The sequence below is a fragment of the Streptomyces acidicola genome (assembly GCF_009377235.1).
Lineage (GTDB): Bacteria > Actinomycetota > Actinomycetes > Streptomycetales > Streptomycetaceae > Streptomyces > Streptomyces acidicola.
Genome location: NZ_VMNX01000238.1, coordinates 1 through 14,592 on the forward strand (window position 1 = coordinate 1; position 14,592 = coordinate 14,592).

General features: G+C 71.8%; 15 protein-coding genes. 9 read left to right on the forward strand and 6 right to left on the reverse strand.

Annotated features, from left to right (window positions below):
- Window positions 1-97: 97 nt before the first annotated feature.
- Both pspAA and FPZ41_RS37935 read right to left on the reverse strand, forming a co-directional pair.
- The gene (gene pspAA / locus FPZ41_RS37930; RefSeq protein WP_152868287.1) at window positions 98-376 is read right to left on the reverse strand and encodes a PspA-associated protein PspAA; all 279 of its coding nucleotides are present in this window, start codon (window positions 374-376) and stop codon (window positions 98-100) included.
- Between the two features lie 39 nt (window positions 377-415).
- Window positions 416-1,219 carry a PspA/IM30 family protein gene (locus FPZ41_RS37935; RefSeq protein ID WP_152868289.1) on the reverse strand — a complete coding sequence of 268 codons (804 nt, stop codon included), beginning with the start codon at window positions 1,217-1,219 and terminating at the stop codon, window positions 416-418.
- 302 nt (window positions 1,220-1,521) lie between these two features.
- On the opposite strand from FPZ41_RS37935, the gene FPZ41_RS37940 reads away from it, so the two are divergent.
- Both FPZ41_RS37940 and FPZ41_RS37945 read left to right on the forward strand, forming a co-directional pair.
- A complete protein-coding gene (locus tag FPZ41_RS37940; RefSeq protein ID WP_152868291.1) occupies window positions 1,522-2,151 on the forward strand; it encodes a DUF3043 domain-containing protein in 630 nt (209 codons plus the stop codon).
- Between the two features lie 83 nt (window positions 2,152-2,234).
- Window positions 2,235-2,945 carry a class I SAM-dependent methyltransferase gene (locus tag FPZ41_RS37945; RefSeq protein WP_322621244.1) on the forward strand — a complete coding sequence of 237 codons (711 nt, stop codon included), beginning with the start codon at window positions 2,235-2,237 and terminating at the stop codon, window positions 2,943-2,945.
- Window positions 2,946-3,017: 72 nt separating this feature from the next.
- Here FPZ41_RS37945 and FPZ41_RS37950 read toward each other — a convergent pair whose 3' ends face one another.
- A complete protein-coding gene (locus FPZ41_RS37950; RefSeq protein ID WP_152868293.1) occupies window positions 3,018-3,224 on the reverse strand; it encodes a hypothetical protein in 207 nt (68 codons plus the stop codon).
- Between the two features lie 154 nt (window positions 3,225-3,378).
- On the opposite strand from FPZ41_RS37950, the gene FPZ41_RS37955 reads away from it, so the two are divergent.
- A complete protein-coding gene (locus FPZ41_RS37955; RefSeq protein WP_322621245.1) occupies window positions 3,379-4,581 on the forward strand; it encodes a bifunctional adenosylcobinamide kinase/adenosylcobinamide-phosphate guanylyltransferase in 1,203 nt (400 codons plus the stop codon).
- On the opposite strand, the gene FPZ41_RS37960 is transcribed toward FPZ41_RS37955, so the two are convergent.
- Window positions 4,570-5,541 carry a class I SAM-dependent methyltransferase gene (locus tag FPZ41_RS37960; RefSeq protein WP_152868296.1) on the reverse strand — a complete coding sequence of 324 codons (972 nt, stop codon included), beginning with the start codon at window positions 5,539-5,541 and terminating at the stop codon, window positions 4,570-4,572. The genes FPZ41_RS37955 and FPZ41_RS37960 overlap by 12 nt on opposite strands.
- A 229-nt stretch (window positions 5,542-5,770) precedes the next feature.
- Between FPZ41_RS37960 and cobT the strand changes: the two genes are divergently transcribed.
- On the forward strand, window positions 5,771-6,910 hold the full coding sequence (gene cobT, locus FPZ41_RS37965) for a nicotinate-nucleotide--dimethylbenzimidazole phosphoribosyltransferase (protein ID WP_152868298.1): 1,140 nt from the start codon (window positions 5,771-5,773) through the stop codon (window positions 6,908-6,910).
- Window positions 6,911-7,278: 368 nt separating this feature from the next.
- Complete coding sequence (locus tag FPZ41_RS47530) at window positions 7,279-8,010, forward strand: hypothetical protein (RefSeq protein ID WP_194236361.1); 732 nt, start codon at window positions 7,279-7,281, stop codon at window positions 8,008-8,010.
- Here FPZ41_RS47530 and FPZ41_RS37975 read toward each other — a convergent pair.
- The gene (locus FPZ41_RS37975; RefSeq protein WP_152868300.1) at window positions 7,941-8,714 is read right to left on the reverse strand and encodes a hypothetical protein; all 774 of its coding nucleotides are present in this window, start codon (window positions 8,712-8,714) and stop codon (window positions 7,941-7,943) included. The two genes, FPZ41_RS47530 and FPZ41_RS37975, sit on opposite strands and share 70 nt — an antisense overlap.
- An 85-nt stretch (window positions 8,715-8,799) precedes the next feature.
- On the opposite strand from FPZ41_RS37975, the gene FPZ41_RS37980 reads away from it, so the two are divergent.
- A complete protein-coding gene (locus FPZ41_RS37980) occupies window positions 8,800-9,606 on the forward strand; it encodes an adenosylcobinamide-GDP ribazoletransferase (RefSeq protein ID WP_152868302.1) in 807 nt (268 codons plus the stop codon).
- Between the two features lie 15 nt (window positions 9,607-9,621).
- Here the strand turns inward: FPZ41_RS37980 and FPZ41_RS37985 are convergent, their stop codons facing one another.
- Window positions 9,622-10,431 (reverse strand): endo alpha-1,4 polygalactosaminidase, encoded by an 810-nt coding sequence (locus FPZ41_RS37985; protein WP_152868303.1) that lies wholly within the window; start codon window positions 10,429-10,431, stop codon window positions 9,622-9,624.
- Between the two features lie 444 nt (window positions 10,432-10,875).
- On the opposite strand from FPZ41_RS37985, the gene FPZ41_RS37990 reads away from it, so the two are divergent.
- The 3 genes from FPZ41_RS37990 to FPZ41_RS38000 all read left to right on the forward strand — a co-directional run.
- Window positions 10,876-12,453, forward strand: a complete 1,578-nt coding sequence (locus tag FPZ41_RS37990) for a leucyl aminopeptidase (protein WP_322621246.1) — start codon at window positions 10,876-10,878, stop codon at window positions 12,451-12,453.
- A gap of 332 nt (window positions 12,454-12,785) precedes the next feature.
- The gene (gene lpdA, locus FPZ41_RS37995) at window positions 12,786-14,174 is read left to right on the forward strand and encodes a dihydrolipoyl dehydrogenase (RefSeq protein ID WP_322621247.1); all 1,389 of its coding nucleotides are present in this window, start codon (window positions 12,786-12,788) and stop codon (window positions 14,172-14,174) included.
- Window positions 14,175-14,245: 71 nt separating this feature from the next.
- The coding region (locus FPZ41_RS38000; RefSeq protein WP_322621248.1) for a biotin/lipoyl-containing protein at window positions 14,246-14,592 on the forward strand (347 nt) is incomplete at its 3' end.

Consider the following 14,592-nt stretch of genomic DNA (forward strand, 5'->3'; position numbering starts at 1 on the left):
AACCCGAAGAGGGGGTCCGGGGCGGAGCCCCCTGGGATGGGACGGGTAGGGGCGGCGGGGGCGAGAACCAACCCCGTCGGGGCGCGACGCACCGGCGTCAGCCCGGGATCAGCCCCTCCTCGTGCAGGAGCTCGCGGACCTGCTCAAGGGTCGCGTCCGGAGACGGGAGGATCAGTTCGGAGGGCTCCAGCGCGTCGTCCGGCAGGGGCGTGCCCAGTTCGCGGACCTTGTCCAGCAGGGAGTGGAGAGTGCGCCGGAATCCCGGACCGTCGCCGCTCTCCACCTCCACCAGCAGTTCGTCGTCGAGCTTGTTCAGTTCGGTGAGGTGGCTGTCGTCCAGCCTCACCTGCCCCTCCCCCATGATCCGTACGATCATGTCGCCCTCCTCAGGCGTGGGACGCGGACCGTCAGGCGGTCACTGCTTGTCGAAGCGCGGGGTGTCCTGCTGGGACTTCGTCCGGGAGGCGTCACCCGCGCCCGTACCCTCCTCGATCGCCTGCTGCTGCGAGGACGAGCCTCCCGCCAGCTCCGCCTTCATGCGCTGCAGTTCCAGCTCCACATCCGTACCACCGGAGAGCCGGTCCAGCTCGGCCTGGATGTCGTCCTTGGCCATGCCGGAGGGGTCGTCCAGGGCACCCGAGGCGAGCAGTTCGTCGATGGCGCCCGCCCGCGCCTGGAGCTGGGCCGTCTTGTCCTCGGCCCGCTGGATGGCCATGCCGACGTCGCCCATCTCCTCGGAGATGCCGGAGAAGGCCTCGCCGATCCGGGTCTGCGCCTGGGCCGCCGTGTAGGTCGCCTTGATGGTTTCCTTCTTGGTGCGGAAGGCGTCCACCTTCGCCTGGAGGCGCTGGGCCGCCAGGGTGAGCTTCTCCTCCTCGCCCTGCAACGTCTGGTGCTGCGTCTCCAGGTCCGTCACCTGCTGCTGGAGCGCGGCACGGCGCGACAGCGCCTCACGGGCCAGGTCCTCGCGGCCCAGCGCGAGCGCCTTGCGGCCCTGGTCCTCCAGCTTGGACGACTGGGACTGGAGCTGGTTCAGCTGCAGTTCCAGGCGCTTGCGCGAGGTCGCCACGTCGGCGACTCCGCGACGCACCTTCTGTAGCAGCTCCAGCTGCTTCTGGTACGAGTAATCGAGGGTCTCGCGCGGGTCCTCGGCCCTGTCAAGGGCCTTGTTCGCCTTCGCGCGGAAGATCATCCCCATACGCTTCATAACACCGCTCATGGGCTTCGCGCGCCCCCTTCTGACGGACTCCAGCTCCAGCGACTACAACAGATCCCACGGTACGGGGTCTGCATCCATTACCGCACTGTTCGGGGACGGATGCGCTCATCCCCAAGGACGACTGCGTACGGCACTGCTCCGGCGTAGGGAGTAGGTGTCTCCCGGGGTTGTGTACGGGACAGGTCCCGGAATTCCTCAGGTTCCCTCGGAGCGGACCGTCGCCGGCCTTCCTTTTCAGGCCACTCTGTCCCCTTTAGTTGACGAGCGGTGTTGCCGGATCGTTCCCCGCCCGGCTGGGGTCCATGCCAGGAAACCCCGTACCCTTGGGTTTTGTGTTCCGTAGCCGTGCCAAGAACGAGAAGGACCGGGCGGCCGACAAGGCGCCGGTGACCGACTCCCCGCAGACCCGTGACCCGCAGGCCCCCAAGGGCAGGCCCACGCCCAAGCGCAGTGAGGCCCAGTCCCAGCGCCGCAGCGTCGCCAACACGCCGACGACGCGCAAGGAGGCTTCCAAGCGCGCCCGGGACGAGCGCCGGGCCGCGCTGGAGAAGCAGCGCCAGGCGCTGGCGGGCGGTGACGAGCGCTACCTGCCGGTCCGTGACAAGGGCCCGGTGCGGAAGTTCGCGCGTGACTTCGTGGACTCGCGGTTCTCCATCGCCGAGTTCTTCCTGCCGCTGGCCGTGATCATCCTTGTGCTGAGCATGGTGCGGGTGGCGTCGCTGCAGAACATCGCGCTGCTGCTGTGGCTCTTCGTGATCGTGCTGATCGTGGTCGACTCGATCTGGATCGGCTTCCGCCTGAAGAAGCAGCTGACCGAGCGCTTCCCCGACCAGAACAGGCGCGGGGCCGTCGCCTACGCGCTGATGCGTACTCTCCAGATGCGTCGCCTCCGGCTGCCGAAGCCGCAGGTCAAGCGCGGAGAGCGGCCCTGAGCACGACGTCTTTCTCCGGGGACGAGGCGCAGGCCCGGCTGAACGGGCTGGGCGGGCTGCGTGAGGTCGTACGGCAGGAACTGGTGGCCCGGCAGCTCGACGAGCAGATGGCCGGGCAGTTCCCCGTCGGGCAGCGGCTGCGGGTGCTGGACGTCGGTATGGGCCAGGGCACGCAGGCGCTGCGGCTGGCCCGGGCCGGGCACAAGGTGACCGGTGTCGAGCAGGACGCGACGATGCTCGCCCTGGCCCGGGAGGCACTCGCCGCTGAGCCCGAGGGCATACGCAGCCGGGTCCGGCTGGTCGAGAGCGACGGCCGGGACACGGGCGTCCACTTCCTGCCGGGCAGCTTCGACGTGGTGCTGTGTCACGGGGTGCTGATGTACGTCGAGAACCCGGACGCGCTGCTGGCGGGTCTGGCCCGGATGCTGGCGCCCGGAGGGCTCCTCTCGCTCCTCGTGCGGAACGGGGACGCGCTCGCCATGCGCCCGGGACTGGCCGGGGACTGGGCGACGGCGCTGGCCTCGTTCGACACCACCGCCTACACGAATCACCTGGGGCGCGGCGTCCGCGCCGACCGCCTCGACGCCCTCACGTCGGCCCTCGCGGGCATCGGCGCCCCGCTCCACACCTGGTACGGCGTCCGGATCTTCACGGACCTCGCGGCGGACGACGCCCCCGTCCCCGAGAACCCCGGGGAAGTGGACGCGCTGCTGGCGGCGGAGGAACGGGCCGGGCGGACGGATCCGTACCGCGGGGTCGCGGCCCTGCTGCACCTGTGCGGGGTGCGGGGCTGAGGCGAGGCCCGCACCACGCGCCCCGCACTCCGCACTCCGCACCCCACACCCGCGAAACGGCCCGCGGCGGAGCTACTCCGCGTGCAGATTCATGGGCCCGTAGACCTGCGCCGTGTCCTCGAACAGCCGGACCTGGTCCGCGCCTCCCTCGATCAGGGCCTTCCAGTGTTCACCGATCCAGGACTCGGCATCCCCCTGCGTGGTGAAGTCGTCGGGCTGCACCGAGGGCTGGACCTCCGCCCCGTCGGCCTTCTCGAACCGCCACGTCCATGCCGCCATGTGAGCCTCCATAGGAATCCACCGGGTACCGATACACAGTACCGAGCAAGATCCGGTTCCTGCCCGGAGTGTCTCCGACTCGTGTGGCGGCCCTGAGCCTGGTCGGACGCACAAGATCTGCGGGCACTCCGGCCGATACGGGAAAATCAGGGCCGTGGAACTGACACTGCTCGGCACCGGCGCCCCTGAGGGCCTCCCCCGCCCCGACTGCCCCTGCGCGGCCTGCGCGCACTCGCTGGGGGCCGACGCGCGCGAGGCGACCGCGCTGCTGGTCGACGGCACACTGCTGCTCGACCTGACGCCCGGCGCCGCCCTCGCCGCCGCCCGCTCCGGGCACACACTGGCCGGCGTACGGCAGGTGCTGCTCTCGCATCCGCACGGCGGGCCCGCGGTCGAGGTCCCGGCGGGGCTGCCGCAGCCCGGACGGGTGCCGGACGGAAGGGAGTTGGCGCTGCTGACCGGGCATCGGGTGCGGGCGGTGGCGATGGACGCGCCGGGTACGGGGTACGCGGTGACGGGACCGGACGGGCAGCGGCTGCTGTACCTGCCGCCGGGCGCCGCGCCCGCGGGGATCGAGGAGCAGTCCGCCGAGCCGTACGACATGGTTCTCGCCGATGTCGTGGGGCGGCCGGACGCGCTGGCGCGGCTGCGGGCGGCGGGGGCCGTCGGGCCGGCGACCGACGTGGTCGCCGTGCACCTCGACCACGACGTGCCGCCCGGCACCGAACTCGGCCGGCGGCTGGCGGCCGCCGGGGCGCGGGCCGTGCCGGACGGTACGACGCTGACCGTGGGCGTCTACGAGGACGTACCGGAGGTGCCCCGGCGCACCCTCGTGCTGGGCGGGGCACGGTCCGGGAAGTCGGTGGAGGCCGAGCGGCGCCTGGAGTCGTTCCCGGACGTGCTGTACGTGGCGACGGGCGGGACGCGCAACGAGGACAGCGAGTGGGGGGCCCGGGTCGCCGCCCACCGTGAGCGGCGGCCCGGCTCGTGGCGCACCGTCGAGACCTGCGACCTGGTGCCCCTGCTGAAGGACGACGGCACGCCCCTGCTGATCGACTGTCTGTCGCTGTGGCTGACCGACGCGATGGACTCCGTCGACGCCTGGGACGACGCCGAGTGGGCCGACGGGGGTGAGCGGGCGCTGCGGGCGCGGGTGCGGGAACTGACCGAGGCCCTCCGCGAGACCCGCCGTACGGTCGTCGCGGTGTCGAACGAGGTGGGCTCGGGGATCGTCCCCGCGACGGCTTCGGGGCGTCGCTACCGGGACGAACTCGGGCGCCTGAACGCGGCGTTCGCAAGCGAGTGCGAGCATGTGCTGCTGGTGGTGGCGGGGCAGGCGCTGCCGCTACGTGGTTGACGCCCTGGGGTTGTCCGCCGGTCGGCGCGCGATGACCCGGTACGCGTTGGAGAAGCGGGTGCGGCTCAGCAGCGGGGCGAGGCCGACGTCCAGGGCGGCGGCCCCGGCCAGAAGGGGAGCGCAGGCCCGGGTCAGTGCCGCCCGGGCGCGCAGGCGGGCCAGCACCAGACAGAGGGCGCCGGTCAGGTCGTACGGGATGTGCGGGGCGCGCCGGTCCGTGGCGACGACCTCGCAGCCCTGCGCCTGAAGCTCCCGCACCAGGTTCCGCCGCGGCATCAGGTGCAGGTGGCGCGGCTGGTCGTACGCCACCCACCAGGTGCCGAGCAGCGTGCCGAACGCGCAGGCGGGGTCCGGGACTTCGACGAGGAGATGGCCGCCGGGGCGGAGCACCTCGAGGGCGGCGCGGAGTTCCGCGCGCGGGTCGGGGGTGTGCTCCAGGTGGTGGACCATGCTGACCACGTCGTAGCGGCCGCGCAGCCGTCCGGTGATCTCCGGGTCGGCGAGCAGGCCCTGGTGGGCCTCCTCGATCCGCCCGGCGGCACGGGCCCGCTGGACACGCGGTGTGGCGTCGAGCCCGTCGAAGGAGGTGTACGCGTGCACTTCCTTCGCGATCTCCGGGAACTGCCCGTGGCCGGTGCCGACATCGAGCCAGCTCTCGGGCTCGGAGTACGGGAGCATCGCGCGGGCGGCGGCCAGGTGGCGCCGCCGGATGCCGCGGGCGCCGAGGGCGCGTTCGACGGAGGCGTCGGGGCGTCCGCGGGTGTCCCTGGCGGCCAGTGCCTGCGCCGTGAGCCGCGGGTTCTGAAAGGTGTGGCCGCAGGCCCGGCACTCGTCGACCACGAACGTGCCCGGGGTGCGCCGCGCCGGGTCGGGCGTACGGACACGGGTGCGCAGCCGTCGCGCACCGCACCAGGGGCAGTCGTCGCGGCGCGGTTCGTGGAACGGCTCGTGGAACGACATCGCGGCTCCTGCCTCGTCAAGCAGAGTTAAACAGCAGAGTTCACAGCAGAGTTCGCGGCAGACGTCTCAGCGGACGCCTCAGTAGAGGCCTCCGCGGACGTCTCAGCAGCCATATCAGCTGTGTGACATTCCAGAACAAAAGGAACGTATGGGATCGCCATCCCGGGTGCAATGACGTGGCGCTGATGTGGCGCCGCCGTGTTCGACCGCTGCCGGTACTGTTCAGCGAATGAGCTCGCTTAATCTCGACGACTTCACCGACCTGATCGAGCGCCCCGACGGCGGGGTGCGCCGCGACGCCGAGGCGCGGCGGGAGCGACAGATCGTGCCACCCGGGGCGCTGGGGCGCCTCGACGACCTGGGCGAGTGGCTGGCGGCGGCGCAGGCCTCCGTGCCGGTGCGGCCGGTCACCCGGCCGCGTGTGGTGCTGTTCGCGGGTGACCACGGGGTCGCCGAACTCGGCGTCTCCACGCGGCCCGCGGGCTCGGCGCGCGAGCTGGTGCGGGCGGTGCTCGACGGGGGCAGCCCCGTATCGGTGCTGGCCCGGCGGCTCGACGTGCCCGTGCGGGTGGTGGACATGGCGCTGGACTGCGCGCCGGAGGAGCTGCCGGACGAGGTCGTACGGCACCGGGTGCGGCGCGGGTCCGGGCGGATCGACATCGAGGACGCGCTGACCCTCCAGGAGGCGGAGGCGGCGTTCCTGGCGGGGGTCGCGGTCGCCGACGAGGAGGCCGACTCCGGTACGGATCTGGTCGTGCTCGGGGATGTGAGCGTCGGGGGGACCACGGCGGCGGCGGTACTGGTCGCGGCGCTGTGCGGCACGGACGCGTCCGTCGTCACCGGGCGGGGCGGGGTGGCGATCGACGACCTGGCGTGGATGCGGAAGTGCGCGGCCGTGCGGGACGCCCTGCGGCGGGCCCGGCCCGTGCTCGGGGACCAGTTGCAGTTGCTGGCGACGGTGGGCGGCGCCGACCTGGCCGCGATGACGGGCTTCCTGCTCCAGAGCGCCGTACGCAAGACCCCGGTGATCCTGGACGGCGTCGTGTCGGCCGCGTGCGCCCTCGTCGGCCAGCGGGTCGCCTTCCGGGCGCCGGACTGGTGGCTGGCCGGACACAACAGCGGGGAGCCGGCGCAGGCGAAGGCCCTCGACCGCATGGCCATCGAGCCGCTCCTCGACCACGGCGTGGGCGTCGGCGAGGGCATGGGCGCGCTCCTGGCCCTGCCGCTGGTCCAGGCGGCGGCCGCCCTGGCGGCGGAGCTGCCGGAGGAACAGCCTGAGCCGAAGGAACCGAAGGAACCGAAGGCGCTGGACAAGCCGGAGGAGCCTGAGGAGCCGGAGGAGCCGGGGAATTCGGCGGCGGCCGGCTGATCTGACGGGCGGGTCCCTGTCGGCGGCCCCCCTTCCGCCGCGGCCACCGGGCTCTTCCACCGCGACCGCCGGTCTCTTCCACCGCGGCCACCGGACTCGTCCACCGCGGCCACGGAACTCTTCCGCCGCGACCGCGGAACTCTTCCGCCGCGACCGCGAATCTCGGCCGCCACAAACCGGCCGCGGCCGACCTACCATCGCACGAACGGACCGAATACAAGGTCCGTCACCACCCGCGAGAGCGGGATCACCCCGGTCCCGCTCAACTTCCCCGCGTGCCCTTCGGTCTTCGAACACGGCACGTCGGCAAGGGCGGGCCGGACTGCGACGGAGGACGGGCGCATGTGGGTCGGCGGGAGGATCGGCGGATGAGGACGCGCCCGAGCGTCCTCGGCGGCGTCCTCGTGCGGCTGGTCCGGGCCGAGTGGGGGCGGCTGTACGACACCGTGCGTCCGGTGGTGGTGCGCGAGCGCCTCAGGGCCGTGCCGCTGGCCCTCGCCGCGGTGGGCCTCACCGCGCTCCTGCACTTCGTGCACGGCCGGTCGTGGGGTTACGGGTTCGTGCAGGACATCGGCGTCGTACGCGCCGACGACCCCCTCTGGCTCGCCCTGCTGCGCACGCCGCTCTCCCTCTTCGTACCGGCCCTGGATCTGCCCGTGTGGGGCGGACTCCTGCAGATCCTGGTCGTGTTCGGGATCGCGGAGATCTCTCTGGGCCGTCGGCGGACGCTCGCCGTCGCGTACGTCGCCACGCTGGCGGGCACGCTGTACGCGCGTGTGGGCGTCGCGCTCGGTCCGGACGTGCTCTTCGGGCTGCCCGCGTCGGACGGGCGGGTCGTGGACACCGGGCCGTCGGCCGCCGTGGTCGGGCTCGCCGTGTTCGTGGGCTGGCGCTACCGGGCATACGTCACGGCGGCGGCGGTGGTCGTGGCGATGGTCGTCGAGCTGCTGCTGAAGGAGAACCTCGCGGGCAAGGAGCACGTGGCGGCGATCGCGGCGGTGCTGGTGGTGTGCGGGGTGTCCCAGTGGCGTCAGCGACGGTCGGCGGTGTGGACGGACGCTCCGGTCGGGCCGTCGGGTGCGCCTCCGATCCAGTCCTGAACCTTGCGGCTCAGCCCCGCCCAGCGGCGGTCGTGGTGGAAGGCGCGCAGCTGGGATCTGGCGCGGGCGCGCGGGCGGCGGCGGTAGAAGTGCCTGGCCCACGGCGAGTGGGGGCGGGCCAGCCGGATCGCCCCGATCACGGCGATGAAGGGCACGATCACGCCGAAGAGCGCGATGCGGGCCTTGCCCTTGCTGAGGGCGAGCAGCGCGAAGAGGAAGTTCAGGCCGACGCTGAGGATCACCGAGCCGCGGTCCGCCAGTTCCTGCCGGCCCACGTCGTTGACCCCGAACGGCAGGAAGCCGCAGAGCACCAGGCTGACGAGAGCCGCCGTCATGACCACCATCTCGACGCTCTTGCGGCCCTGTTCGGTCCAGTACACGTCGTGGAGGTGCAGGATCAGCGCGAACTCGTCCAGCACCAGGCCCACGCCCACCCCGAACAGCACGGCGCACAGGGCGGGGCCGACCCCTTCCCGTCCGCTCGCCACCGCGCCGAAGCCGCCGGCCACCATCAGCAGGACGCCGGGGACCACGTGGTGGATGTGCACGCCGCCGGAGTCGATGTTGCGGAACGGCCCCTTGCCCGCGCGGATCATGCGGGTGATGACCCGGGCGATCACGAACGTCAGCACGAAGGCGGTGAGGGCGAGCAGGAGGGGAAGTTTGCCCGGTTCGATGATGTTCCGATGCAACCAGTAACCCATATGCGCACTTTAGTCATGATTTAAGCCACCTCCTGGTTGTCGGCCCGCCGACGGTGGCCGCGAAGCCGCCGGATAGCCTGCGCCGATGTCCAAGCCGGTGTCCGTGTCCTCCCTCCCCGACGGCCTGCGCTTCGCCTTCGGCACCCTGACCGTGCTGCCCGTCACGGTGACCCGCTGGGACCGTGACGCCGCACGTGCCGGGATGCTGTGCGCGCCGGTCGCCGGCCTGGTCGTCGGGCTCCTCTCCGCCGCACTCGGACTGCTGCTGCTCCTGCTCGGCGCGGGCCCCCTGCTCGCGGCCGTGGCCACCGCCGCCGTGCCCGCCGCGCTGACCCGGGGCCTGCACCTCGACGGCCTCGCCGACACGGCCGACGGGCTCGGCAGCGGCAAACCCGCCGAGGACGCGCTGCGGATCATGAAGCAGTCGGACATCGGCCCGTTCGGCGTCCTCACCCTGGTCTTCGTACTGCTCGCCCAAGTCGCCGCGCTCGCCGAGGCGTACGGGCAGTCCTGGACCCGGGGCGCCCTCGCCGCCGCCGTCTCGGCGACCGCGGCCCGGCTCGCCCTGACCCTGGCCGCGCGCAGGGGCGTGCCGCCGGCCCGGCCCGAGGGCCTGGGCGCGGCGGTCGCGGGCACGGTCCCCGTGCGGAACGCGGCTCTCGTGGCGGGCCTGGTCGTGTGCGCCGCGGGCGGGGTGAGCACGCTTGTCGGGCCGTACGACGTCGTCCTCCGTACGGTCCTCGCGGTCGTCGTCGCCTGTGCCGCCGCCGAGGTGCTGCTGCGGCACTGCACCCGCCGCTTCGGCGGGGTGACGGGTGATGTGTTCGGCGCCCTGGCGGAGACGGCGGCGACGGCGGCGCTGGTCGTGCTCTCGTTCGGATCGTTCGGATGACGGGGACGGCGGCTCTCAGCAGGCCCGCCGCCACACCCCCAGCTCGTACTTCTTGAGCATCGAGCTCAGCCGCAGCCGCCGGGCCTCGGGGCAGAAGCTGCCCGTGCCGAGTTCGTACTCGACGTGGAAGACCGCCTTGTCCGCCTCGATGAAGGGCGTCATCTCGTCGCACTCCCGGTACTGGGCGCACTGTTCGTTGACCGCGAAGTCGAAGTCGTCGACCAGCTGCGGGATCTGGGCGAGGTCGTTCTTCAGGCCGACGGCCAGGCCGCGTTCATGGGCGAGGCGGGCGATGAGCCGGTTGTAGCGGAGCTGGTCGGCGGCCGTGAGGCGGAAGCCCGTGCGGTTCTGGTAACCGTCCATGTTGTCCGGCTCCACCGCGTCGAAGCCCTTCTCCTCACACATGTCGAGGCGGGCGGCCATGAGGGGTTCCAGGACGTCGGTGCGGCGGATGTCGAGCCAGCGCTCGCCCTCCCAGCCGTTGCCGCGGCCGAGGAGGGACTCGGGGAAGTCGTCCGCGTCCGGGCGGAACTCCTCCCAGGCTCCGGTCGACAGGTAGCAGATGACCTTGCGGCCGTCGCGGTGGAGTCCGTCGACCGTGTCGGCCGAGTGGTCGAAGCCGTCGATGTCGTACACGGGCACATCGACGGAGGTGTCCAGGCGCCCGCTGAGCTGCCACTGCCAGGCGGTGCCGGGGCGGGGCCGCCAGCGTTCGTCACCGGCCTCCGGCTTGTCGTCGGGGGCGGTCGTGCAGGCAGTGAGCAGCAGAAGCAGGGCGCACAGAACGAGCGGGCGTTTCACCGGTCGGGCTCCAAGGGGGTACATACGTACGGCAGTGTGCCCCAAAGATGATCTCCTGGGGGGCCGGTTCCGGGCACGGCGGGAGTGCGGGCCATGGGGATCCCCCTATGCGGAAGCCATGGGGATGTCCCTGTGCGGGCGGAGCCGGGAGCTCGTGGAGGCTGGAGCCACGAGCCCGAACAGCCGGACCGAAGGCTCGGGGAAGCGGCCTGGAATGTCCGGGGAGTACGCGACCGGCCCCCGCGTCCCAGGTCCGACGGGCCGCACAGGGCTAGGCTCGTTCCCGGCACTCCCGGTCCGGCCGTGGGCGCCGCGCGCCACGGATCCCCGGCCGCCCGGGGCTGCCGCGCACCGCGGTTCCCCCGGCCGGTCGGGGCTGCCGCACACGCGGATCCAGGGTCTTCCACAGGGCCGGTCGACCCATCCGTTCGGCCACTGACACTTAACCGGAAGCGAGATTTCACCACCGTGACTGCTCTCACTCTCAGCACCGCCGCCGCACCCGGCGTCCGCGCCGACGCGATCGTGGTCGGTGTCGCGAAGGGCTCTGCATCTGGGTCCGGGGACCTGGTCGTCGCGCCGGGCGCCGAGGCCGTGGACAAGGCGTACGACGGCAAGCTGGCGGGCGTCCTGAAGACCCTGGGCGCCTCGGGTACCGAGGGCGAGGTGACGAAGCTGCCCGCGCCGGCCGGCTTCAAGGCGCCGCTCGTGGTGGCGGTGGGCCTGGGAGCCGAGCCCGGGAAGGACGCGTCGTTCGAGGCCGAGGCGCTGCGCCGCGCGGCCGGTGCCGCGGCCCGGGCCCTGGCCGGTTCGAAGAAGGCCGCGTTCGCGCTGCCGATCACGGACGCCGGTGATGTCGCCGCGGTCAGCGAGGGCGCGCTGCTCGGCGCGTACTCCTTCGACACGTACAAGGGCAACTCCGACAACGGCAACGCCGCCAAGGGCAACTCCGCCAAGGCGAAGAACGGCAAGGCGAAGAACAACAAGGCTCCGCTCGCCGAGGTCGCCCTGCTCGGCGCCAAGACCCGCGACCGCGCCCACAAGGACGCCGCGGAGCGGGCCACCGCCGTGACCGAGGAGCTGAACCGCGCCCGCGACCTGATCAACACCCCGCCGAACGACCTCAACCCGGAGGCGTTCGCCGCCGTCGCGCAGGCCGCGGCCAAGGAGCACGGCATCAAGGTGCAGGTGCTCGACGAGAAGGCGCTGGAGAAGGGCGGCTACGGCGGCATCCTCGGTGTGGGCGTCGGGTCGGCGTCGGCACCCCGTCTGGTGAAGCTGTCGTACACCTCCGCCAAGGCGAAGAAGCACCTCGCGTTCATCGGCAAGGGCATCACGTACGACTCGGGCGGCATCTCGCTGAAGCCCGCCGGGCACAACGAGACGATGAAGTGCGACATGAGCGGCGCCGCCGCCGTGTTCGCCGCGGTCGTCGCCGCCGCGCGCCTCGGTCTCGAGGTGAACGTCACCGGCTGGCTCGCCCTCGCCGAGAACATGCCGTCCGGCTCCGCGACCCGTCCGGGTGACGTGCTGCGCATGTACAGCGGCAAGACCGTCGAGGTCCTCAACACCGACGCCGAGGGCCGCCTCGTCCTGGCCGACGCGCTCGCCAAGGCCTCCGAGGACAAGCCGGACGCGATCATCGACGTGGCCACGCTGACGGGCGCGATGATGCTGGCGCTCGGCAACCGCACCTTCGGGATCATGGCGAACGACGACGCGTTCCGCACCGCGGTGTACGAGGCCGCCGTGGAAGTCGGTGAGGGTGCCTGGCCCATGCCGCTGCCGGACCATCTGCGCAAGGGGATGGACTCCCCCACCGCCGACATCGCGAACATGGGTGAGCGGTACGGGGGCGGTCTGGTCGCCGGACTCTTCCTGAAGGAGTTCGTGGGCGAGGGGATCACCTGGGCGCACCTGGACATCGCGGGGCCGGCCTTCAACGAGTCCGCGCCGTTCGGTTACACGCCGAAGGGTGGTACGGGCAGCGCGGTGCGCACGCTGGTGCGGGTTGCCGAGCTGGCGGCTTCGGGGGATCTGGGCTGAGGTTTCTCCGGGCGGCGGGGCTTTCGTGCATGTGGGCTCCGTCGCCCACGAACTCGGTTCTTTCTGTCGTTGGGCGGCTGCGGGCCATATGTGCTTCGCGCCCACGCGGCGGAGCCGCAAATCGACACAGCCCCGCGCCCCTTACGCGGCGCCTCCCTACGTGTGGCGTCTCACACCGCAGCCCCGCGTCCCGGATGCCACCGACAAGTGCGAAGATGGGGCACGGCAGGACAGGGCCCCACCGAAGGGCCGAAGCAAATGAGCGGCCGGACACCAGCCGCCGACCGGTCACCGTAGACCGTCGCACGGCGCACATGCATGGAGGACGTGACGTGGCGAACGACGCCAGCACCGTTTTCGACCTAGTGATCCTCGGCGGTGGTAGCGGTGGTTACGCCGCGGCCCTGCGCGGGGCGCAGCTGGGCCTGGACGTCGCCCTGATCGAGAAGGACAAGGTCGGCGGTACCTGCCTGCACCGGGGTTGCATCCCCACCAAGGCCCTGCTCCACGCGGGCGAGATCGCCGACCAGGCCCGCGAGAGCGCGCAGTTCGGCGTGAAGGCCACGTTCGAGGGCATCGACGTCCCGGCCGTCCACAAGTACAAGGACGAGGTCATCTCGGGCCTGTACAAGGGTCTGCAGGGCCTCGTCGCCTCGCGCAAGGTGACCTACATCGAGGGTGAGGGGCGCCTGTCCTCCCCGACCTCGGTGGACGTGAACGGTCAGCGGATCCAGGGCCGTCACATCCTGCTCGCGACCGGCTCCGTGCCGAAGTCGCTGCCGGGCCTGGAGATCGACGGCAACCGCATCATCTCCTCGGACCACGCCCTCGTCCTGGACCGTGTGCCGAAGTCCGCGATCGTTCTCGGCGGCGGTGTCATCGGTGTCGAGTTCGCCTCCGCGTGGAAGTCCTTCGGCTCGGACATCACGATCATCGAGGGCATGAAGCACCTCGTCCCGGTCGAGGACGAGAACAGCTCGAAGCTTCTTGAGCGCGCGTTCCGCAAGCGCGGCATCAAGTTCAACCTCGGCACCTTCTTCCAGAAGGCCGAGTACACGGCGGACGGTGTCAAGGTCACGCTCGCCGACGGCAAGGAGTTCGAGGCGGAGATCCTCCTCGTCGCCGTCGGCCGCGGCCCGGTCTCACAGGGCCTCGGCTACGAGGAGGCCGGGGTCGCCATGGACCGCGGCTACGTCCTCGTCGACGAGTACATGCAGACGAACGTCCCGACCATCTCCGCCGTCGGTGACCTGGTCCCGACCCTCCAGCTCGCCCACGTCGGCTTCGCCGAGGGCATCCTGGTGGCGGAGCGTCTGGCCGGTCTGAAGACCGTCCCGATCGACTACGACGGCGTGCCGCGGGTGACGTACTGCCACCCGGAGGTCGCCTCCGTGGGCATCACCGAGGCCAAGGCCAAGGAGGTCTACGGCGCGGACAAGGTCGTCGCTCTGAAGTACAACCTCGCGGGCAACGGCAAGAGCAAGATCCTCAAGACCGCGGGCGAGATCAAGCTCGTCCAGGTCAAGGACGGTGCCGTGGTCGGCGTCCACATGGTCGGCGACCGCATGGGCGAGCAGGTCGGCGAGGCCCAGCTGGTCTACAACTGGGAGGCGCTGCCGGCCGAGGTGGCCCAGCTCATCCACGCCCACCCGACGCAGAACGAGGCGCTCGGCGAGGCCCACCTGGCCCTCGCGGGCAAGCCCCTCCACTCCCACGACTGACACCTTCAGTCCCCGGGCGCGACAAATGCGACGACACTGACTTCCGCAATTCCTAAGGAGCAACCGAAACCATGGCGGTTTCCGTAACCCTTCCGGCGCTCGGTGAGAGCGTCACCGAGGGCACTGTCACCCGCTGGCTGAAGGCCGAGGGCGAGCGCGTCGAGGCCGACGAGCCGCTGCTGGAGGTGTCCACCGACAAGGTCGACACCGAGATCCCCTCGCCCGCCGCCGGTGTACTGGCGTCCATCAAGGTCGCCGAGGACGAGACGGTCGAGGTCGGCGCCGAGCTGGCCGTCATCGACGACGGCACGGGCGCGCCCCCCGGTGCGAGCACCGGCTCCACTGGAGCGGCTATCGCCGCGCCCCCTGCTGCCGCTCCGGCCGCCGCCGAGGCCCCGGCCCCGGCCGCCCCCGCGGC